The sequence below is a fragment of the Bacillus cereus group sp. MYBK14-1 genome (assembly GCF_051916885.1).
In the GTDB taxonomy this organism is placed as follows: domain Bacteria; phylum Bacillota; class Bacilli; order Bacillales; family Bacillaceae_G; genus Bacillus_A; species Bacillus_A cereus.
On record NZ_JBQAHM010000029.1, the window covers coordinates 1 to 21713 of the forward strand.

The following is a 21713-nucleotide window of genomic DNA, read 5'->3' on the forward strand; positions in this document are numbered from 1 at the left end:
TTAATCGTATTTCTATCAAGCGTATTAGTATAATAGAAGCTTTGTAACAAAAGAAAAGGAAGGGAGAATGAAAGATATGAAAGAGCAAGTATTACAAGTAACAAAAGGTGACTTCGTAGGATCAGCAAGTGGAGCAGTAGTATTAACAGCGTTAATCGTATTTCTATCAAGCGTATTAGTATAATAGAAGCTTTGTAACAAAAGAAAAGGAAGGGAGAATGAAAGATATGAAAGAGCAAGTATTACAAGTAACAAAAGGTGACTTCGTAGGATCAGCAAGTGGAGCGGTAGTATTAACAGCATTAATCGTATTTTTATCAAGTGCATTAGTATAATAGAAGTTTTAAATCAAACAAAAAAGGAAGGAGAATGAGGGATATGAACAGTGAACAAGTGTTTCAAGTAACAAAAACAGATTTATTAGGATCCTTAGGTGGAGCGGTAATATTAACATCATTTATTCTATTCCTTGCAAATGTATTAGTATGAGATATATAAATACAATCATTCAAAAAAAATAAAGACTCTAACGTATTAGTAAGTAGTTAATATGTTGGAGTCTTTTTTATATTCTTCTTATATCCCCTCAAGTATTAAAGTTACCTCATTATCCAGCATTCATGGCTAATTAAACGCTGCGGTTGAAACTTGATTCAACGAATAATCAAAAATCCACTGAATAAAATCCCGCTTTATTTCAAAGAGAAAAAAGTCGAATTTTATATGTAAGAAAAAAAGAGGAATTTGACAGAAAAGATAGAAAATTTTAAAGGTCAGAATTTGTTAGCTTGCTAACTAATTTCTATTAATTAATGTTGGAAGCGTTTTCGGTTGGTTTTAAGTATGGACCATTTAATCTATTTACAGGGGGATGAAGATATTATGAAACAAAAATCTATGGATACGCTAGCTGCACAAATGGAGGACTTTTTTCCAGTACGTGATGTAGATCATTTGGAATTTTACGTAGGGAATGCAAAGCAATCGAGTTATTATCTTGCGAGAGCGTTCGGATTCAAAATTGTGGCTTACTCTGGATTAGAAACTGGAAACCGTGAAAAGGTATCTTATGTTCTTGTGCAAAAAAATATGCGTTTCGTTGTGTCTGGAGCTTTAAGTAGTGAAAATCGTATTGCAGAGTTTGTAAAGACTCATGGTGATGGCGTGAAGGATGTGGCACTACTTGTTGATGATGTTGATAAAGCATACTCAGAAGCAGTGAAACGTGGTGCCGTCGCAATTGCTCCACCGCAGGAATTAACAGATGAGGACGGTACATTGAAAAAAGCAGTTATTGGTACGTATGGTGATACAATTCATACGCTTGTAGAGCGTAAAAATTATAAAGGGGCATTTATGCCAGGATTCCAAAAGGTAGAATTTAATATTCCATTTGAAGAGTCTGGTTTAATTGCTGTTGATCATGTAGTTGGTAATGTTGAAAAAATGGAAGAGTGGGTTAGTTATTACGAGAATGTTATGGGCTTTAAACAAATGATTCATTTTGATGATGACGATATTAGTACAGAGTATTCGGCGTTAATGTCGAAAGTTATGACGAATGGAAGTCGTATTAAGTTTCCTATTAACGAACCAGCAGATGGAAAGAGAAAGTCACAAATTCAAGAGTATCTAGAATTCTATAATGGAGCTGGTGTGCAACATCTTGCTTTATTAACAAGTGATATTGTTAAAACAGTTGAAGCGCTTCGTGCAAATGGGGTGGAGTTTTTAGATACACCTGATACTTATTATGATGAGTTAACTGCACGAGTTGGAAAAATCGATGAAGAAATTGATAAGTTAAAAGAATTAAAGATTTTAGTAGATCGTGATGATGAAGGTTACTTACTACAAATCTTTACGAAACCAATTGTAGATCGCCCGACTTTATTTATTGAAATCATTCAACGTAAAGGTTCTCGTGGATTTGGTGAAGGAAACTTTAAAGCGTTATTCGAATCAATTGAAAGAGAACAAGAGCGTCGCGGAAACTTATAAGATTTGTATCCACCAGCAAAAGTCCCTTTGCTGGTGGAAATTTCATTTTTATAAGGAGGAATCAGGATGAAATTTGTTACATTTCGTCTTCCTTCAAAAGAACTACGGGCTGGATGGCTTGAAGGTGACAAAGTAATAGATATGAATCTTGCTAGTGAAGGGAAAATCCCTTCTTCTATGATTGCTTTTTTAGAGAAAGCGGATGAGTATGTAGAGGTAGTGCGGAATATTAAGAATCCAAATAAGGGTATATATGCTTTAGAAGAAGTACAATTGACAGCTGCTCTTCCTAATCCGAGTAGTATTCGAGATTTTTACGCATTTGAACAACATGTAAAAACAGCTCGCGGACGAAGAGGATTAGATGTTGTGCCCGAATGGTATGATATTCCGGTTTTTTATTTTACTAATCATCGTGCTGTAATTGGTTCCGGTGATTTTGTAATTGGTCCGAAAAAGTCTAAAAAGCTTGATTATGAGTTGGAGATTGCTTGCGTAATGGGAAAAGAAGGGCGAAATATTTCTCGTGAGCAAGCAGAGGAATATATTTTTGGTTATTGTATTATGAACGACTGGAGTGCGAGAGACTTACAAGCAACAGAAATGAAAGTAGGTCTCGGTCCAGCGAAAGGAAAAGACTTTGCAACTTCTTTAGGAGCACATCTTGTTACGAAAGAGGAATTAGACGTTTATCGTAATGGTGATCGATATAATTTAGAAATGACTGCTCATGTAAATGGAAAACTATTATCAAAAGGAAACTTCCAAGATATTTATTATACATTTGCTGAAATGATTGAACGTGCTTCAGAGGACGTTACGTTATATCCAGGAGATGTGATTGGTTCTGGGACAGTAGGAACAGGATGTATTTTAGAACTGGGTACAGAAGAGTGGCTACAAGATGGAGATGTTGTAGAACTGTCGATTACTGGTTTAGGTACACTACGTAATACGATCAAAAAAGAAAAGGAAGCGGGTGATGGGCATGTTTTATCGTCACATGGGAGAACTACCTCATAAACGACATGTACAATTTCGTAAAAAAGATGGATCGCTTTATCGTGAACAGGTAATGGGAACAAAAGGTTTTTCTGGTACGCAGTCTATTTTGTATCATCATTATATGCCAACAGAAGTAGGTCATTCTGCATTATCGCATTCTTGTCAGTTGCAGTATGAAGAGGATGTTGCTCTTTCTCATCGCCACTTTCGAACGAAAGAAAGTAAAAAAAGTGGTGATGCAATAAGTGGACGGAATTTCATACTTGGAAATGAAGATTTATTAATTGGAGTAGTGAGTCCAACAGAAAAAATGGATTATTTCTATCGTAATGGTGATGGCGACGAAATGTTATTTGTTCATTATGGAACAGGGAAAATTGAAACGATGTTTGGAACGATTCACTATAGAAAAGGCGACTATGTAACGATCCCAATTGGAACGATTTATCGTGTTATTCCAGATGAAGGAGAGACTAAGTTTCTTGTTGTAGAGGCGAATAGCCAAATTACAACGCCGCGTCGTTATCGAAATGAATACGGACAATTGTTAGAACATAGTCCGTTTTGTGAAAGAGATCTTCGTGGTCCAGAAAAATTAGAGACATATGATGAAAAAGGCGAGTTTGTCGTAATGACAAAATCAAGAGGCTATATGCATAAACATGTTTTAGGACACCACCCGTTAGATGTTGTGGGATGGGATGGCTATTTATATCCGTGGGTATTTAATGTAGAGGATTTTGAACCAATTACAGGGCGCATTCATCAGCCACCGCCAGTACATCAAACATTTGAAGGACATAATTTTGTTATTTGCTCTTTCGTACCACGTTTATACGATTATCATCCAGAGTCAATTCCGGCACCATATTATCATAGTAATGTTAATAGTGATGAAGTTCTTTACTATGTAGAAGGAAACTTTATGAGTCGCAAAGGTGTGGAAGAAGGTTCTATTACACTTCATCCGAGCGGGATTCCCCATGGACCGCATCCGGGGAAAACAGAGGCAAGTATAGGGAAGAAAGAGACGCTTGAATTAGCTGTTATGATAGACACATTCCGTCCGCTTCGTATTGTAAAACAAGCACATGAAACAGAAGATGAAAAGTATATGTATAGCTGGATTGAACAAGGTTCATATACTGTGAAATAAGTAAAAAGGCATGCTCTCAATAAGGGGGCATGCCTTTTTCACGGAATCGACATGTATAATAATACCAAAAAAATAATGGAAAGATATATAGAAAGAATAATAAGGATTGTGCATATTCAGAAGAATTTCTACTTGTTTCGACAAAAGTATTGACTAGGAAAAGCGTAATGAGTAAAATAAAAAAGCGAATTAAAAATTTTCAGAAAATTTAAAACTTGGAGGAGTGAAAGATGAAGCAAATTTTTCAAAAGAAGCCAATTGCAAAGTTAATGCAAGAAAGTAAGCAAAAAACGTTAGCAAGAACATTGGGCGCGCTAGATTTAACTATGCTTGGAATCGGAGCAATTGTTGGAACTGGTATTTTTGTTCTAACGGGTGTTGTGGCAGCGAAACATTCTGGGCCAGCTATTATATTATCATTTGCGATTGCCGCTCTAGCTTGTGCCTTTGCTGCATTTTGTTATGCTGAATTTGCTTCTTCAGTTCCTGTCTCGGGCAGTGTGTATACGTATACATACGCGACGATGGGGGAAGTATTCGCATTTTTAATTGGCTGGGACTTAATGCTGGAATATTTACTTGCTACATCTGCTGTAGCGAACGGTTGGTCTGCATATTTTCAATCTTTATTAAAGGGGTTTGGAATTCATATTCCGACTATTCTCTCCTCGGCTCCTGGTACAGGTAAGGGTGGAATAATTGATCTACCTGCAGTTCTAATTATTTTAGTGATGACAGTTCTTTTATCTAGGGGTGTTCGTGAAAGTGCACGAGTAAATAACATTATGGTATTTATTAAAATAGCAGTTGTTCTTATTTTTATCTTTGCTGGTTTTAATTATGTGAAACCTGAAAACTGGACGCCTTTTATGCCATTTGGTTTAGATGGTGTAATGGCTGGAGCGGCTACAGTATTCTTCGCATTTATAGGATTTGATGCAGTTTCAACAGCGGCAGAAGAAGTGAAACGTCCGCAACGTGATTTACCAATTGGTATTATTGCATCGTTATTAATTTGTACAGTTCTTTATATCGTTGTTTCGCTTATTTTGACAGGAATTGTTCCATACGGACAGCTAAATATATCAGATCCAGTTGCTTTTGCACTTCAATTTATTGGACAAGATGGTTTAGCGGGGGTAATTTCAGTAGGAGCAATTACAGGGATTACAACAGTAATGCTAGTTATGATGTATGGGCAAGTTCGTGTTTCTTATGCGATGAGCCGAGATGGTTTACTGCCGAAACGTCTTGCTAAAGTTCATCCGAAATTTAAAACGCCATTTTTAAATACATGGACAACGGGAATTATTGCGGCACTGATTTCAGGATTAATAGATTTAAATGTTTTAGCACATCTTGTAAATATGGGGACATTGTCAGCATTTGCACTCGTAGCTGTTGCGGTAATCGTAATGAGAAGAACACATCCAGACTTACCAAGGGCATTTAAGGCTCCGCTTGTACCATTTTTACCAGCATTAACAGTGATCTTCTGTTTATACTTAATGCTTCAATTATCGGGGACAGCATGGATTAGTTTTGGGATATGGATGGTTATTGGTATAGCGGTTTACTTCTTATATAGCCGAAAACATAGTGCTTTAAATAATAGTAAAAAAGAAGAAGATGTTGCAAATTTATAAGTGAAAAAATCCATTCTAATTCTGTTAGAATGGATTTTTTTATTTGAAAATTTACATTTTTCTGAACTTATTATAAGATAATTGTTGGCTAACTAAAGGGGTGAAATGATGAAAAATACGTGGCGTGAGTTAAGGGAGATGGACCGTAACGTATGGATTCGATTTATTGGAGAGACGTTAAATGGAATTGCAATGATGATGTTAATGCCTTTTTTTGCATTATATTTAAAAGATAAGGTAGATTCGTTGTTGGAAGTTGGGGTTATTATGGCGCTTTCTCCAATTGCTGCAAGTTTTGGATCACTTATAGGAGGGAGAATTGCTGACATATATGGAAGAAAGCCTATTATGATATTTTCTATGGCAAGTAATGCATTATTAATGCTCGGTTTTCTATTTATAGAAGGATTTATTCCATATGCAATTTTATCTATTTTTTTAGGGTTGAGTAATTCTTTATTTCATCCAGCTGCATCAGCTATGGTCGCGGATGTAACGGCACCAGAAAAAAGAACAGAGGCATATGGTTTATTACGAATGGGACACAATATAGGTGCTGCGATTGGTCCGATAATGGGAGCATCAGTAGTTGTGTTGTCAAAGAACCTTGTGTTTATTATTGCCTCTTCTACAATGCAATTTTATGCGTTACTTGTATTACTTCTTATTCAAGAGACGATGCCAAAAAGGACAGATAAGGAAGAACATAAAGAAAAGGAAACTGGGGCAGTTTGGAAAATTGTAATGCGAGATAAGGTACTAATGATTTACTTATTAGCAGGCATTATCATTTCGATGGGGTTTTCTCAAACCGAAGGCATGTTGCCACTACATTTTGATAATGAAATGAAGCATATTTTTGGAACGAATAATCCATATCCATATTTAATGGCGTTAAACGGACTATTAGTTGTTTTATTCCAGTTTCAAATTTCAAAATGGGCTACGGATAAACCGGTCGGGAAGACGATGTTATATGGTGCATGTTTATTCGGGATTGGATTATTTTTTATAGGGTGGTTACCGAAGTGGTTTGGAGAATTTAATACAAATGCTACAATTATTTTAATAATACTACTGTTCGTTTATGCTATATATACGTTAGGTGAGATGATTATGTCGCCTGTACAGATGACATTTGTAGCAAATTTGGCCCCTGAGCATTTGAGAGGGACTTATATGGGAGCTGCAAGTTTGCAGTGGATTACAGGAAGCGCATTTGGTCCACTTTTGGGCGGTTTTTTATTAGATCGATTACTTGGTCACTTTCTATTTACAATTTTAGCTGTAGGATGTGTAGTTGCAGGTATTGTATATGTTTCTTTAGATCGCCTTGTGGAGCAAAGGCAAAAAGACACACTAACCAAACAATCTTCTTAGTGAATAGGTGACATACACAAAAAAGGGGATTTCTACATATTTTAGGTACATAACTAGATTAGATTGCCATTTTATTTTGTGTAGTTATATAGAAAATGAAATGAAAAACCAATAAGTGATGTTATTTAATTATTTATGGAAGTTACATTTTATTTCAAATAGGAACTACCTATTTTTATAAAAAGTGCTAAAATAGAAAAATGAAAACAATTGGTTAGGGTGATTTCATTGACGAAAATTAAATTAGGTTTATTATATGGTGGAAAATCAGCTGAGCATCAAGTTTCGCTACAGACGGCTCTTGCTGCTATTAAAGCGTTAAATCAAGATAAATTCGAGATTCATCCAATTTATATTACTGAACAAGGTCAATGGGTACGCGGTGAGCGTATTGAAGGCGAAGTAACAGATGTTGAAGCTTTAAAAATGAGCGGTGCAGAAAATGCGATTTCTCCGTTATCATTAAGTACAGAAATTATCCCATCTGCAGCTTCTGAGGAGAACGCTATTGACGTTATTTTCCCATTACTACATGGACCAAACGGTGAAGATGGAACGGTTCAAGGACTATTAGAATTAATGAATATCCCTTATGTAGGAAATGGTGTTCTAGCATCATCTGCTGGTATGGATAAAGTTGTTATGAAAAACATCTTTGCAGAGGCTGGTTTAAAACAAGCAAAATATGCATCCTTCATTCGTAGTGCATGGGAAAAAAATCGTGAGGAAGCTTATTCTAAAGTAGAAGATAAGTTAGGATATCCTTGCTTCGTAAAACCAGCGAACCTTGGTTCAAGTGTTGGTATTAATAAGTGTAAAAATCGTGAAGAACTTGAGGATGCATTTGTAGAGGCATTCCAATTTGATCGCAAAATTATTGTAGAAGAAAATATTGTAGGTCGTGAAGTAGAAGTTGGGGTACTAGGTAATGATGAGCCGAAATGTTCAGTTGTAGGTGAAATCGTTCCGAAAAAGGACTTCTATGATTATAAGTCGAAATATATCGATGGTGATACGGCGCTAATTATTCCAGCTGAAATGACAGAAGAAGAATCTAATGTAATTAAGCGTGATGCGATTATTGCATTCCAATCATTAGACGGTGCAGGTTTAACGCGAGCTGATTTCTTCTTAACGAAAGATGGAGAAGTGTATATTAACGAAGTAAACACAATGCCAGGATTTACACCGTTCAGTATGTTCCCTCTATTATGGCAACATACTGGGTTACCATATCCAGAATTAATCGAAGAGCTAATTCGTTTAGCGATTGAACGTCACGAAGAAAAACAAAAAATTAAATATACAATCTAACAAAAAAGGAGGAAGCACTATTCATAGGAATAGTGCTTCCTCTATGTAAGGAGCGTTTATATATGATAAAGCGAATGTTAAAGCAAGTGGAACAGATGGTAAATGGTACTGAATTAGCAGAGCAATATGAGGGAATTACTATTCAAGGCGTGTCTATTGATACGAGAAAAATTGAAAAAGGAAACTTGTATGTTCCGATTCAAGGGGAGCGCTTCGATGGACATGCTTTTGTAGATAAAGCTGTTGAAAATGGAGCTGTGGCTACATTATGGATGAAAGATGTAGCGAATCCACCTGAGAATCTCCCGGTTATTTTTGTAGAAGACACGCTATCGGCATTGCAAATGTTAGCGAAAAACTATCGCGATCAATTGGATGTTAAAGTTGTAGGTGTAACGGGTAGTAACGGTAAAACATCTACGAAAGATATTGTAACAAGTCTTCTTGCGACTAAATTCAAAGTGCAAAAAACAGAAGGGAACTTCAATAACCATATCGGATTACCTCTTACCATTTTAAACTTAGAAGAAAATACAGAAGTAGCAGTATTAGAGATGGGTATGTCAAGCCGAGGCGAAATTGAATTCTTATCTAAGTTAGCTCGTCCTAATGCAGCTATCATTACAAATATTGGTGAGGCACATTTAATGGATTTAGGATCTCGTGAGGCAATTGCTGAAGCGAAATTAGAAATTGTTACAGGATTACAAGAAGGTGGCGTGTTCGTATATAACGGAGATGAGCCTTTATTAACGAATCGTGTTCCTGGAATGAATTTAGCAGCAGAAACGGTTACGTTTGGTGATGCAAGAGCAAACGATTATTATCCAACGACTGTAACATTACAAGCAACTGGGACACATTTCAAAATGAATAGAGATGAAAATATTTCATTCTACTTACCGGTGTTAGGAAAACATAATGTGTATAATACACTTGCTTCAATGGCAATTGCGAAACATTTTGGTGTAACGTGGGAAGAGATGAAAGAAGGTTTAGTAACACTTCAAATGACGGGCATGCGTATGGAAATTGTGAAAACAAATAGTGGTTTAACAATTATCAACGATGCTTATAATGCAAGCCCGACGGCTATGGAAGCAGCATTCCATTTAATGAATGGTTTAGATGGTTTTGCTAAAAAAATCGTTGTGCTCGGTGATATGTTAGAACTTGGAGATCAAGAAGTACAGTTCCATTATGAGGTAGGAAAATTAATCGATCCAGCAAAAATCTCACATGTATTCACATACGGTAGATTAGGGGCTCAAATTGCTGAAGGAGCAAAAATTAATTTCCCTAATGAACGTGTAAAGGCGTATGATAATAAAGAAGAGTTAGTAAAAGATTTACAAGCAGTAGTCGATGTGAAAGATGTTGTATTAATAAAAGCATCTCGCGGTATGAAATTAGAAGAAGTAATTACGATGTTGAAATAATTGGTGTATATAAATAGGGATGATAGTTACGAAAATAGAAGAAACTTATAATAAGCGCTTACAGTAAATATAAAAAAATAAAAGTGAAGAAAAAAACTCTGAATATGAAAATAAGGTAACAGTTGGGTTTGCTTTTTACACATACAAAACTTATAATTGATAAAGTGTAATAACGTTTAGAAGTATTTTCGTGAAGAATATACGCCCGTTTATATACGTGAGCATTCAGGAAAAGGGCTTTTCCGCAAATTCGGAAAACGCCTTTTTTTAAATGATAAGTATAGGATAGAAAAGGAGAAGTAACATTGACAACATTTCGAGAATTAGGATTAAGTGATTCTTTACTGCAATCTGTTGAAAGTATGGGCTTTGAAGAGGCTACACCAATTCAAGCTGAAACAATTCCACATGCATTGCAAGGTAAAGATATTATTGGGCAAGCGCAAACAGGTACAGGGAAAACAGCAGCATTCGGATTACCACTATTAGATAAAGTGGATACACATAAAGAATCGGTTCAAGGTATTGTTATCGCGCCAACGCGTGAATTAGCAATTCAAGTTGGAGAAGAATTATACAAAATTGGTAAGCATAAACGCGTTCGTATTTTACCGATTTATGGTGGTCAAGATATTAACCGCCAAATTCGTGCTCTAAAAAAACACCCACACATTATTGTTGGTACGCCGGGTCGTATTTTAGATCATATTAACCGTAAAACACTTCGTCTGCAAAACGTAGAGACAGTTGTTCTTGACGAAGCGGATGAAATGTTAAACATGGGCTTCATTGAAGACATTGAAGCAATTTTAACAGATGTGCCAGAAACACATCAAACATTACTATTCTCAGCGACAATGCCGGATCCAATCCGCCGTATTGCTGAGCGTTTCATGACTGAGCCTCAACACATTAAAGTAAAAGCAAAAGAAGTAACAATGCCAAACATTCAGCAGTTCTATTTAGAAGTGCAAGAAAAGAAAAAGTTTGACGTGTTAACACGCTTATTAGATATTCAATCTCCAGAGCTTGCAATCGTATTTGGTCGTACAAAGCGTCGTGTTGATGAATTATCAGAAGCATTAAACTTACGTGGTTATGCTGCAGAAGGTATTCACGGTGATTTAACTCAGGCGAAACGTATGTCTGTATTACGTAAATTTAAAGAAGGTTCTATTGAAGTTCTTGTTGCAACAGACGTTGCTGCGCGTGGTCTTGATATTTCAGGCGTAACGCACGTATATAACTTCGATATTCCACAAGATCCAGAATCATACGTTCACCGTATCGGTCGTACTGGTCGTGCAGGTAAAAAAGGTATTGCAATGCTATTTGTAACACCACGTGAATCAGGACAATTAAAAAATATCGAGCGTACAACAAAACGTAAAATGGACCGTATGGATGCACCGACACTTGACGAGGCATTAGAAGGTCAACAACGTTTAATCGCTGAAAAGCTTCAAAGCACAATTGAAAATGAAAACTTAGCATACTACAAGCGTATTGCAGAAGAAATGTTAGAAGAAAATGACTCTGTAACAGTAGTAGCTGCTGCTTTAAAAATGATGACTAAAGAGCCGGATACAACTCCGATCGCTTTAACATCAGAACCACCTGTTGTTTCAAGAGGCGGCGGTTCTAAAAAACGCGGCGGTAACGGAGGCGGATACCGTGATGGTAACCGTAATCGTAGTCGTGATGGACGCGGCGGTGGCGATGGACGTAATCGTGACCGTAACCGTGATGGACGTAATCGTGACGGAAACCGTGATCGCAATCGTGATGGTGGTAGTCGTGGTCGTAGAGGTGAAGGCCAAGGTCGCCCTGGTTCTTCAAATGGACGCGGCGAAAGAAAACATCATAGCCGTCCACAAGCTTAATAAAAAAAAGAGAATGCCCTTTGCGGGCATTCTCTTTTTTTATTTCTATAATTGTGCATACTACATAATAGTTATGATAGAAAAGGGGCTGTTATATGCTTGTAAGGCTTGGTTACGTTGCGATGAGTGTACATTTGAAGAATGCATCTCCATCTCAAACGATGACGTATGCACAGTTTCAGAAATTAGATGATCGTGATGCTGCAATTCGTAAGCTTGAAAGAATTGCTAATTCCAATTTAGAAAATTGTTTACGTTTATTAAAGCATAATAAAGGGCATGACATATCTTTCTTTCGGCTCAGTTCAAAGCTCATTCCTTTAGCGAATCATGAGGAATTGCTAGAGTGGAACTATATTCGTCCGTTAAAAGAAAATTTAAAAAAACTAGGTGAATATGCAGTTCATATGAATATGAGAATTGATTTCCATCCAGATCATTTTGTTGTACTAAATTCACCTGAGGAGAGTGTTTTTAAACAATCTGTAAAAACATTGCAGATGCACAAAAAATTATTAAAAGGCATGGGGATTGAACATAAGCAACGATGTGTACTGCATGTTGGAGGAGGATATAAAGATAAAGAACTTGCATTAGAGCGCTTTATAGAGAATTGGTCGAATGTCCCACGGGGTATTCAAGAAATGATTATATTAGAAAATGATGATACAACCTTTACGTTAGAGGAAACATTATATTTAGGAGAAAAATTAGATATTCCCGTCGTATTTGACTTGCATCACCATATGATGAATAATGAGCAAGAAGATTGGTATGAAGATTGGGCACGTGTTGTTCATACGTGGGAAACGTCTTTGTTGCCGATTAAAATGCATATCTCTAGCCCTAGAGAGGGAAAAGATCCAAGAGCTCATGCAGATTATATTAATGTAGACGCATTTTTATCTTTTTTAAGAAGGATAAAGGCAAGTGTTCCGCAAATTGATTGTATGATTGAGGCGAAGATGAAGGATGAGTCTTTATTTCAATTAATGAGAGATTTAAGTGAACAAGTAGATGTAGAAATTATCGATGGTGCAAGCTTTTATATTAAATAAGCTTTGCACCATCGTTTTTTTTTGTTAAAAAAGGGGTTAAAATGCCACCGGTTATTAAACCTGTTAAATGACTGATCGGATTGGCAGAAGGGTTAAAGAAAGTAAATAGTAGTAATAGAAGTATCATAATTGAGAAAATGGCAATTTCTTTTGGTTTTGAAGAGCGGTATCGATTGTACAATAAAAATAACTGTGCACCTAATAGTCCGAAAATACCACCTGATGCACCTGCGTGAATATATTCAAGCGGCATAATAATATAAGAAGAAATATTTCCGGAAATTCCAGAGAGAAAAAATAGAATAAAAAAAGAAAAGTGTCCGAGTTGCTTTTCGATAGAAGAACCAAGAGCAAACAAAAAAATACTATTAGAAAGAAAATGTTGTAAGTCTACGTGTACGAGAAGAGAAGTTATGACACGCCACCATTCTCCTTTCGCGATATATTCATTAGAGGCTGCCAGTGGTAAGAGAAAAAAGTCGCCTAATATCATCATGACTAAATGAATAAGAAGTAAGGTAAGAATAGTCGGTTGTAAAGAAATATGAGTGGATCTTATTAGCATACGGTTACTATCACCCCTTTTGCATCAGAAAGATTCTCTGTTATTCTTATCAATATGAAAGAAGAAAGTTAAATAGAAGAAGGGGATTTTGAAATGATTATAGGGATTGGTATTGATATTATTGAATTAAATCGTATTGAAAAAATGCTAGATGGAAAGCTTAAATTTATGGAACGTATTTTAACGGAAAATGAACGTAATGTTGCTATGGAGCTGAAAGGAAGTCGCCTTACAGAGTTTGTAGCTGGAAGGTTTGCAGCGAAAGAGGCGTATTCAAAAGCTGTAGGTACTGGTATCGGAAAAGAAGTGAGTTTTTTAGATATTGAAGTGAAAAATGATGAAAGAGGTAAGCCAATTCTGATTACAAGTACAGAGTATATTGTTCATTTATCAATTAGTCATAGTAAGGAATTTGCTGTTGCTCAAGTTGTTTTAGAAAGCTTGTCACGCTAGTCTGCATATTTTATATCTTTGTCTCATATATTTGAGGTAGCGATAAGGAAGGTACATCTTCCATTCATTTATAGGGGCAAAGGGGCTGAATTGATGAAAAGGCGTCTGTTTTTAGTTCTTGTCGGTTTGTTGACCGTTTTTGTGTTGGCGGGTTGTATGGAAAAGAAGCAAGATGATGTCGTGAGAGATTTAGAATCAAAAGTAAAAGGGATGAAAAGTTATCAAGCTGAGGCAAAATTATCTATTAAAACAGGCAATGAGCCTCAAGAGTATAACGTAGAGATTTGGCATAAGGAACCGTCTTTTTATCGTGTGAATTTAAAAAATGCAAAAAAAGATCAGAGCCAAATTATTTTGAGAAATGAAGAAGGTGTATTTGTATTAACGCCAGCACTTAATAAGAGCTTCCGTTTTCAAAGTGATTGGCCGCAAAATAGTAGCCAGGCTTATTTATATGAATCACTTGTAAGAGATATTTTGCAGGACAAGAAAAACCTTACTTTTGAGAAAACAGATAAGTATTATATTTTTAAAACAAAAACAAACTATCAACATCAAAATATGTTGCCGAGACAAGAGATTACATTGAATAAGAGCGACTTGACTCCAGTTTCAGTGAAGTTAATGGATAATGATCAAAATGTTCTTGTGAAAGTAGATTTCTCTAAAGTGAAATTCGATGCGAAATTTGATAAAGGTGCATTTGATACGAAACAAAATATGTCTAGAGCGCAGGTAGATGTTCAAACAACAGCGAAAGAAGACAAACCGTTTGCTATTTTGTATCCACTTGATACACCACAAGGTATGACTCTGCAAGATGAAAAAGAGTTGAAGACAGACAGTGGCAAGCGTGCGATACTCACATACACTGGAAATAAGAAATCCTTTACTTTAATACAAGAAAAGGCAAAAGTTGCAGAGGCATCATCAGCGGTAAGTGTAAGTGGAGAACCAGTTGATCTTGGGTTTACGATTGGTGCATTAACGAAAGACTCTGTAACGTGGTCGCATAACGGAGTAGAATATATGCTCGTGTCTAAAGGTTTAGAGCCGAAGGAGCTGTTAATGGTTGCTCGTTCAGTTACAGCGAAGCAGGTGAAGTAAACTTCTTAGACGTGGTGATATATGTGCACCACGTCTTTTCTTAGTTTGAAGGTGGATTTCATAAAAGAAGCATATAAAAGAATAAGCTTCGCATATCGTGTATAAGGAAGTGTATTTATGGAAGAAGCACCATTTTACCGTGACACTTGGGTGGAAGTGGATTTAGATGCCATTTATAACAACGTTACACATATTAAAGAGTTCATCCCAAGTAATGTAGAGATTTTTGCTGTAGTTAAAGCAAACGCATATGGGCACGATTATGTACCGGTGGCTAAAACGGCATTAGAAGCAGGTGCAACAAGGTTAGCTGTTGCTTTTTTAGATGAAGCTTTAGTGCTTCGGAGGGCTGGTATTACTGAGCCGATTTTAGTGTTAGGTCCCTCGCCGCCGCGTGATGTAAATGTAGCTGCTGAAAATGATGTAGCGCTAACGGTTTTTCAAAAAGAATGGGTGGACGAAGCAATTAAACTTTGGGATGGTTCATCTGTAATGAAATTCCATATTAACTTTGATAGTGGTATGGGGAGAATTGGAATACGTGAAAGAAAAGAGCTAAAAGAATTTTTAAAGAGTTTAGAGGGTGCACCGTTTTTAGAGTTAGAAGGAGTATACACGCATTTTGCAACGGCAGATGAAGTTGAGACTTCGTATTTTGATAAGCAATATAACACGTTCTTAGAGCAGTTAAGTTGGTTGAAAGAATTCGGAGTGGATCCTAAGTTTGTTCATACAGCTAATAGTGCTGCGACGTTACGTTTTCAAGGGATTACATTTAATGCAGTGCGAATTGGGATTGCAATGTATGGATTATCTCCTTCTGTAGAAATACGTCCTTTTTTACCATTTGAATTAGAACCGGCGCTATCACTTCATACGAAAGTCGCTCATATTAAACAGGTAATTAAAGGTGATGGAATTAGTTATAACGTCACCTACCGAACGAAAACTGAAGAATGGATTGCGACTGTAGCGATTGGCTATGCAGATGGTTGGCTTAGGAGGTTACAAGGATTTGAAGTGCTTATAAATGGTAAAAGGGTACCGATTGTAGGGCGAGTAACAATGGATCAGTTCATGATTCATCTTCCTTGTGAAGTGCCACTTGGTACGAAAGTTACGCTTATTGGAAGGCAAGGAGATGAGTATATTAGCGCTACAGAGGTTGCGGAATACTCAGGGACTATTAATTATGAAATTATTGCAACGATCAGTTTCCGTGTGCCGAGAATATTTATACGGAATGGTAAGGTTGTAGAGATAATTAATTACTTGAACAATATATAGAAGGTAGTATGATTGCTTCTTGTCATTGGAGTGACTGTTCATTGCTGGATAATAAGCTCTTTTTGATGAGAAGCTTTTTACTTATAATCATTTTTTATATAAGTTGCACGTAAGTTTTGAAGAGGAGTTCTATTGTTTTTAGTTAGTTATGAGATAAAAAATTTAAGAAGATGAATGTTTTGTTTGTGAATTGGAAAACATAAGCAAGGAATAAGGAAGTCTTTGCAACAGGCTCCATACAATGGTATTATTACAATAGGTGTCATATATATATTTGGGTGTGTAGTTGACGGTGGAGGTGTATTTTTGTGTCCGAATCAAGTGTAACTACTGAAATCGTGGTTCGGTTGCCAAAGCAAATGGTAACGGAATTGGACGGAATTGGAAAACAAGAGAATAAGAATCGCCATGAACTAATTTGCCAGGCAACACAATTGTTATTGCGTCAACATAAGACGAAGAAACGCTACCAACATGAATCAATGCGACGTGGGTACATTGAAATGGGAAAAATTAATCTTGGTATTGCATCTGAAGCTTTCTTAGCAGAGTATGAAGCAGCTCATACAGTAGAACGCTTAGTTAGCGGGGGGTAATATTTTGATTGTAAAACGCGGCGACGTGTATTTTGCAGACCTTTCCCCAGTTGTTGGTTCTGAGCAAGGAGGCGTTCGTCCGGTTCTTGTCATTCAAAATGACATCGGAAATCGTTTTAGTCCAACGGTGATTGTAGCGGCTATTACTGCACAGATTCAAAAAGCGAAATTACCCACTCATGTGGAAATTGATGCGAAAAAGTACGGTTTTGAGAGAGATTCTGTTATTTTACTTGAGCAGATTCGAACAATCGATAAGCAGCGCTTAACGGACAAAATCACTCACTTAGATGAAGTGATGATGATTCGTGTAGATGAAGCGCTACAAATTAGTTTAGGACTAATAGATTTTTAAATCGGCAGTTTAAGTTGCTCTCTTTGAAGGGCAACTTTTTTTATTATAGAGGAGGTTACGGTTGTATATGGAAATGGTAGATAATCGACAAGCGTTAATGAAAATGTTAGTGAAAGAATTAGGCTTTACCGAAAAGCAAGTTCGTCATGTTATTCAATTAACAGAAGAAGGTAACACAGTTCCATTTATTGCTCGTTACCGAAAAGAATGGACAGGCTCTTTAGATGAGGTGCAAATTCGTACGATTTTAGAGAGATGGCAATATATGATGCAACTTGAAGATAGGAAGGAAGAAGTTCTTCGTCTTATTGATGAGAAGGGGAAACTGACAGAAGAGCTACGACAGCAAATTGTTAAAGCTACAAAGTTGCAAGAAGTAGAAGATCTATATCGTCCATATAAAGAGAAAAGAAGAACGAAAGCGACAGTTGCTAAAGAAAAAGGATTAGAACCATTAGCTGAATGGTTATTGTTATATAAGAAAGAAGATCCGGCTAAAAAGGCAGTGGAATTTATTAATGTAGAGAAAGAAGTGCAATCTGCAGAAGAAGCTTTACAAGGTGCACAAGACATTATTGCAGAAATGGTTTCAGATGAAGCTGCGTATCGTAGTTGGATTCGAAATGTTACTTTTAGAAAAGGTGTTATGTCTTCTTCCGTGAAAGATGAAGAAAAAGATGAAAAGAATATATATGAAATGTATTACAGTTATGAAGAACCATTGCAAAAAGTAGTACCACATCGTGTATTAGCAATGAATCGTGGCGAGAAAGAAGATATATTGAGAGTTGCTGTTGTTCCGCCAGTAGATGAGATAGTAACCTTCTTAAATAAGAAAGTAATTCGTGATAACGATTCGAAAAGTGCACATTATGTACAATTAGCGATTGAAGATGGTTATAAACGATTAATTCAATCTTCAATCGAAAGAGAGATTCGTAAAGAATTAACAGAAACAGCTGAAGAACAAGCAATACATATTTTCTCTGAGAACTTACGTAACTTATTATTACAACCTCCGATGAAAGGGAAAGTCGTGCTAGCGGTAGATCCGGCATATAGAACTGGTTGTAAATTGTCTGTAGTAGATGATACGGGGAAAGTACTACATATCGATGTTATTTATCCGCATCCACCTGTTCGTAAATATGATGATGCAAAAACGAAAGTTCTTTCTATTATAGATAAATATCAAGTTGAAATGATTGCAATTGGTAATGGGACAGCATCTAGAGAAACAGAAGAGTTTATAGTAGATGTATTACAAAGTGTGAACCGAGATGTCTTTTATATTATTGTAAATGAAGCGGGTGCTAGTGTATATTCAGCTTCTGATTTAGCCCGTGAGGAATTCCCAAATTTACAAGTTGAAGAGAGAAGTGCCGTTTCTATTGGGAGACGTCTGCAAGATCCACTTGCTGAACTTGTGAAAATTGATCCTAAATCAGTTGGGGTTGGACAATACCAACATGATGTATCTCAAAAGAGACTGAATGAGTCATTAACATTTGTAGTAGAAACAGCTGTTAACCAAGTTGGGGTTAATGTAAATACGGCTTCGGTTGCATTGTTACAATATGTTTCAGGTTTATCGAAAACTGTTGCGAAAAATATTGTAGCAAAGAGAGAAGAAGATGGGAAATTCACGAAGCGCACGGAATTAAAGAAAATCCCACGTTTAGGTGCAAAGACTTATGAACAATGTATAGGTTTCTTACGTATACTAGAAGGAGCGAATCCATTAGATCGAACAGGTATTCATCCAGAGCAATATAAAAATGTTGAATTGTTATTGAAGAGTCTAGGGTTATCGATAGATGACGTAGGACAACCGCAATTACAAAAGAGATTGGAAGAAGTAGAGATTTCTAAGTTATCTCAAGAAACAGGAGTTGGGGAGCCGACGTTAGTTGATATTATAGATGCGCTTATTAGTCCTGAACGAGATATGAGGGATGAGTTGCCTAAACCACTTTTGAAAAAAGGGATTTTGAAATTAGAAGATTTAAAACGTGGTATGGAACTAGAAGGAACAGTTCGTAACGTTGTTGATTTTGGTGCTTTTGTTGATGTTGGTGTAAAGCAAGATGGTTTAGTACATATTTCTAAACTTAGCAAACAGTTTGTAAAGCATCCGTTAGATGTTGTATCAGTAGGGCAAATTGTAAAAGTATGGGTAGATGATATTGATACAAAAAAAGGACGCGTTGCACTATCTATGTTGCCGATTGAATAGTAAGAGAAGAGAGCAGATGAAACTGCTCTTTTTTTATGAAATAAAAAGTGTAATGGATTATGAGCTTTGATGTATTTTGCTATAATAAAACCAGCATTCATTTAATAACTTAATTTGATACCGGTTTTTTTCGAAATATGCACGTTGCATTTGTTTTTTTAGCCACGTAGGCATAGGAATCCCTCCTTGTTTAATCCTGCTCTCAAAAATCTAAAATGCTATTGATGAGAGGTTGGTGAGTGGATTTCTATTCATGTTTTGTTTTTAGAAACCACGCTTCTTACATGAGGATGGGTATATGTACTATTTAATATATGTATAAGAAGGGAGAAAAGTGTAAAAATATTTTTTTGTTTAGGAGGAATGAGAGTGGATGAGCAAGAAATTCAGCGACTAGTGGAAGAAGTGTCACTACAATACTTTGAGATGCCGTTCTTACATAAAGCGGTGTTTAATAATAGATTACGTACAACTGGTGGGCGTTATTTATTGAAGAGTCATAATATCGAACTGAATTATCGATATTACGAATTGTATGGTGAAGAAGAGTTAGTCGGGATTATTAAACATGAGCTTTGTCATTATCACTTACATATTGCAGGAAGAGGGTATAAGCACAGGGACAGGGATTTTCGTGAGTTGTTAAAGAAAGTTGATGCACCACGTTTTTGTAAACGAATGATTAATGAAGAGAAGGAAAAAAAGATTTATAAGTATGAATGTATGGAGTGTTCACTTCAATATGTAAGAAGGCGTCAAATAAATATAAAAAGATATGTCTGTGGAAAGTGTAAAGGGAAACTCAAACCGATATCGAAAACATCTTGACAGTAAAAACGCAATCCAGTATATTATAAACATGTCACGTTTGAACAAGATGTTGTTAAAAACTTCTTGACTTACAGAGAGAATTTTTATAAGATACAAATTGTCTTCATTATTCCGCAGTAGCTCAGTGGTAGAGCTATCGGCTGTTAACCGATCGGTCGTAGGTTCGAGTCCTACCTGCGGAGCCATACAGAGAAGTACCCAAGTGGCTCAAGGGGCTCCCCTGCTAAGGGAGTAGATCGCTAACGCGGTGCGAGGGTTCGAATCCCTTCTTCTCTGCCATACATATTGGCCCGTTGGTCAAGTGGTTAAGACACCGCCCTTTCACGGCGGTAACACGGGTTCGAATCCCGTACGGGTCACCACTTCGGAGGATTAGCTCAGCTGGGAGAGCACCTGCCTTACAAGCAGGGGGTCGGCGGTTCGATCCCGTCATCCTCCACCATATAATTTTATATGAATAGTATTGTCGCGGGGTGGAGCAGCACGGTAGCTCGTCGGGCTCATAACCCGAAGGTCGCAGGTTCAAATCCTGTCCCCGCAACCAAATGGTCCCGTGGTGTAGTGGTTAACATGCCTGCCTGTCACGCAGGAGATCGCCGGTTCGACCCCGGTCGGGACCGCCATTTTAACTTCTGCTATATAGCAGTTGTTTTTTATTGGACATTATGTTACAATAACATTTGTCTTTGGAAAGAAGATAATTATTTCGATGGGCTATAGCCAAGCGGTAAGGCAACGGACTTTGACTCCGTCATGCGCTGGTTCGAATCCAGCTAGCCCAGCCATTTACGAGCCATTAGCTCAGTTGGTAGAGCATCTGACTTTTAATCAGAGGGTCGAAGGTTCGAGTCCTTCATGGCTCACTTTTGTTTTTTCCGCGCGGTCGTGGCGGAACGGCAGACGCGCTAGGTTGAGGGCCTAGTGGGGGAAACCCCGTGGAGGTTCAAGTCCTCTCGGCCGCATCAAAAAAATCTTAAAAAGTGCTTGCATTTGAAAATGTAGTATGATAAGATAATTGAGTCGCCAAATTACAACGACGAAAAAAACATCATGAATAAGCGCCCGTAGCTCAATTGGATAGAGCGTTTGACTACGGATCAAGAGGTTAGGGGTTCGACTCCTCTCGGGCGCGCCAATTACGGGAAGTGGCTCAGCTTGGTAGAGCACCTGGTTTGGGACCAGGGGGTCGCAGGTTCAAATCCTGTCTTCCCGACCACGCGGGTGTAGTTTAGTGGTAAAACAAGAGCCTTCCAAGCTCTGGTCGAGAGTTCGATTCTCTTCACCCGCTTTTAGTTCTTTGAAAACTGAACGAAACAAACAACGTGAAACGTCAATTTTTATTTTAGATGCTAGACAAACTAACTTTATTGGAGAGTTTGATCCTGGCTCAGGATGAACGCT

General features: G+C 37.1%; 21 protein-coding genes and 12 tRNA genes. 31 read left to right on the forward strand and 2 right to left on the reverse strand.

Annotated features, from left to right (window positions below; all coding sequences use genetic code 11):
• The first annotated feature begins 67 nt into the window (after positions 1–67).
• The 12 genes from ACTFR3_RS29385 to uvsE all read left to right on the forward strand — a co-directional run bounded on the left by ACTFR3_RS29385 (position 68) and on the right by uvsE (position 12882).
• Positions 68–184, forward strand: a complete 117-nt coding sequence (locus tag ACTFR3_RS29385; protein ID WP_000654250.1) for a DUF3948 family protein — start codon at positions 68–70, stop codon at positions 182–184.
• Between the two features lie 34 nt (positions 185–218).
• Positions 219–335 (forward strand): DUF3948 family protein, encoded by a 117-nt coding sequence (locus ACTFR3_RS29390; RefSeq protein ID WP_228549876.1) that lies wholly within the window; start codon positions 219–221, stop codon positions 333–335.
• A gap of 43 nt (positions 336–378) precedes the next feature.
• Complete coding sequence (locus ACTFR3_RS29395) at positions 379–489, forward strand: DUF3948 family protein (protein ID WP_001083690.1); 111 nt, start codon at positions 379–381, stop codon at positions 487–489.
• Positions 490–882: 393 nt separating this feature from the next.
• Entirely contained in the window at positions 883–2001 is a 1119-nt protein-coding gene (gene hppD / locus ACTFR3_RS29400; RefSeq protein WP_000810922.1) for a 4-hydroxyphenylpyruvate dioxygenase, read from the forward strand.
• Between the two features lie 66 nt (positions 2002–2067).
• Positions 2068–3024, forward strand: a complete 957-nt coding sequence (locus ACTFR3_RS29405) for a fumarylacetoacetate hydrolase family protein (RefSeq protein WP_289685185.1) — start codon at positions 2068–2070, stop codon at positions 3022–3024.
• A complete protein-coding gene (locus tag ACTFR3_RS29410; RefSeq protein WP_013141710.1) occupies positions 2990–4162 on the forward strand; it encodes a homogentisate 1,2-dioxygenase in 1173 nt (390 codons plus the stop codon). The genes ACTFR3_RS29405 and ACTFR3_RS29410 overlap by 35 nt, the downstream gene beginning before the upstream one ends.
• A 230-nt stretch (positions 4163–4392) precedes the next feature.
• The gene (locus ACTFR3_RS29415) at positions 4393–5808 is read left to right on the forward strand and encodes an amino acid permease (RefSeq protein WP_000809361.1); all 1416 of its coding nucleotides are present in this window, start codon (positions 4393–4395) and stop codon (positions 5806–5808) included.
• A gap of 108 nt (positions 5809–5916) precedes the next feature.
• Entirely contained in the window at positions 5917–7188 is a 1272-nt protein-coding gene (locus ACTFR3_RS29420) for an MDR family MFS transporter (RefSeq protein ID WP_440045131.1), read from the forward strand.
• A 228-nt stretch (positions 7189–7416) separates the two neighbouring features.
• Positions 7417–8502 carry a D-alanine--D-alanine ligase gene (locus ACTFR3_RS29425; protein ID WP_000161427.1) on the forward strand — a complete coding sequence of 362 codons (1086 nt, stop codon included), beginning with the start codon at positions 7417–7419 and terminating at the stop codon, positions 8500–8502.
• A gap of 62 nt (positions 8503–8564) precedes the next feature.
• Positions 8565–9941: a UDP-N-acetylmuramoyl-tripeptide--D-alanyl-D-alanine ligase gene (gene murF / locus ACTFR3_RS29430; protein WP_000595957.1), complete on the forward strand. Its 1377-nt coding sequence runs from the start codon at positions 8565–8567 to the stop codon at positions 9939–9941.
• Between the two features lie 305 nt (positions 9942–10246).
• Positions 10247–11824, forward strand: coding sequence for a DEAD/DEAH box helicase (locus ACTFR3_RS29435; RefSeq protein WP_000206591.1), 1578 nt, complete (start codon positions 10247–10249; stop codon positions 11822–11824).
• Between the two features lie 95 nt (positions 11825–11919).
• A complete protein-coding gene (gene uvsE / locus ACTFR3_RS29440) occupies positions 11920–12882 on the forward strand; it encodes a UV DNA damage repair endonuclease UvsE (RefSeq protein WP_440045132.1) in 963 nt (320 codons plus the stop codon).
• Here uvsE and ACTFR3_RS29445 read toward each other — a convergent pair.
• Complete coding sequence (locus ACTFR3_RS29445) at positions 12875–13447, reverse strand: rhomboid family intramembrane serine protease (RefSeq protein WP_000908523.1); 573 nt, start codon at positions 13445–13447, stop codon at positions 12875–12877. The two genes, uvsE and ACTFR3_RS29445, sit on opposite strands and share 8 nt — an antisense overlap.
• Before the next feature lie 93 nt (positions 13448–13540).
• Between ACTFR3_RS29445 and acpS the strand changes: the two genes are divergently transcribed.
• The 6 genes from acpS (at position 13541) to ACTFR3_RS29475 (ending at position 19481) form a co-directional block, all read left to right on the forward strand.
• Positions 13541–13900, forward strand: a complete 360-nt coding sequence (acpS, locus tag ACTFR3_RS29450; protein WP_000583416.1) for a holo-ACP synthase — start codon at positions 13541–13543, stop codon at positions 13898–13900.
• Positions 13901–14056: 156 nt separating this feature from the next.
• Complete coding sequence (locus ACTFR3_RS29455; RefSeq protein ID WP_002004297.1) at positions 14057–15007, forward strand: LolA family protein; 951 nt, start codon at positions 14057–14059, stop codon at positions 15005–15007.
• Between the two features lie 117 nt (positions 15008–15124).
• Entirely contained in the window at positions 15125–16294 is a 1170-nt protein-coding gene (alr, locus tag ACTFR3_RS29460) for an alanine racemase (protein ID WP_000390615.1), read from the forward strand.
• Between the two features lie 308 nt (positions 16295–16602).
• Positions 16603–16890: an antitoxin EndoAI gene (locus ACTFR3_RS29465; RefSeq protein WP_000004570.1), complete on the forward strand. Its 288-nt coding sequence runs from the start codon at positions 16603–16605 to the stop codon at positions 16888–16890.
• 4 nt (positions 16891–16894) lie between these two features.
• Positions 16895–17245, forward strand: coding sequence for a type II toxin-antitoxin system endoribonuclease NdoA (gene ndoA, locus ACTFR3_RS29470; protein ID WP_000635963.1), 351 nt, complete (start codon positions 16895–16897; stop codon positions 17243–17245).
• A 67-nt stretch (positions 17246–17312) separates the two neighbouring features.
• Complete coding sequence (locus ACTFR3_RS29475; protein ID WP_000426242.1) at positions 17313–19481, forward strand: Tex family protein; 2169 nt, start codon at positions 17313–17315, stop codon at positions 19479–19481.
• A gap of 57 nt (positions 19482–19538) precedes the next feature.
• Here ACTFR3_RS29475 and cmpA read toward each other — a convergent pair whose 3' ends face one another.
• Positions 19539–19655 carry a cortex morphogenetic protein CmpA gene (gene cmpA / locus ACTFR3_RS29480; protein WP_001143642.1) on the reverse strand — a complete coding sequence of 39 codons (117 nt, stop codon included), beginning with the start codon at positions 19653–19655 and terminating at the stop codon, positions 19539–19541.
• Positions 19656–19850: 195 nt separating this feature from the next.
• On the opposite strand from cmpA, the gene ACTFR3_RS29485 reads away from it, so the two are divergent.
• From ACTFR3_RS29485 to ACTFR3_RS29545, 13 genes are all read left to right on the forward strand, one after another.
• The gene (locus tag ACTFR3_RS29485; protein WP_000344234.1) at positions 19851–20309 is read left to right on the forward strand and encodes a SprT family protein; all 459 of its coding nucleotides are present in this window, start codon (positions 19851–19853) and stop codon (positions 20307–20309) included.
• 113 nt (positions 20310–20422) lie between these two features.
• A tRNA-Asn gene (locus ACTFR3_RS29490) sits at positions 20423–20497 on the forward strand.
• A gap of 3 nt (positions 20498–20500) precedes the next feature.
• Positions 20501–20591 (forward strand) — tRNA-Ser (locus ACTFR3_RS29495).
• A gap of 8 nt (positions 20592–20599) precedes the next feature.
• Positions 20600–20674: transfer RNA gene (locus ACTFR3_RS29500), tRNA-Glu, on the forward strand.
• A 4-nt stretch (positions 20675–20678) separates the two neighbouring features.
• Positions 20679–20754, forward strand: a tRNA-Val gene (locus tag ACTFR3_RS29505).
• Positions 20755–20779: 25 nt separating this feature from the next.
• Positions 20780–20856: transfer RNA gene (locus ACTFR3_RS29510), tRNA-Met, on the forward strand.
• 3 nt (positions 20857–20859) lie between these two features.
• Positions 20860–20935 (forward strand) — tRNA-Asp (locus ACTFR3_RS29515).
• Positions 20936–21022: 87 nt separating this feature from the next.
• Positions 21023–21097: transfer RNA gene (locus ACTFR3_RS29520), tRNA-Gln, on the forward strand.
• A 5-nt stretch (positions 21098–21102) separates the two neighbouring features.
• Positions 21103–21175: transfer RNA gene (locus ACTFR3_RS29525), tRNA-Lys, on the forward strand.
• 16 nt (positions 21176–21191) lie between these two features.
• Positions 21192–21274 (forward strand) — tRNA-Leu (locus tag ACTFR3_RS29530).
• Between the two features lie 96 nt (positions 21275–21370).
• Positions 21371–21447, forward strand: a tRNA-Arg gene (locus tag ACTFR3_RS29535).
• A 4-nt stretch (positions 21448–21451) separates the two neighbouring features.
• Positions 21452–21528 (forward strand) — tRNA-Pro (locus ACTFR3_RS29540).
• Position 21529: 1 nt separating this feature from the next.
• Positions 21530–21600, forward strand: a tRNA-Gly gene (locus ACTFR3_RS29545).
• Positions 21601–21713 lie beyond the last annotated feature (113 nt).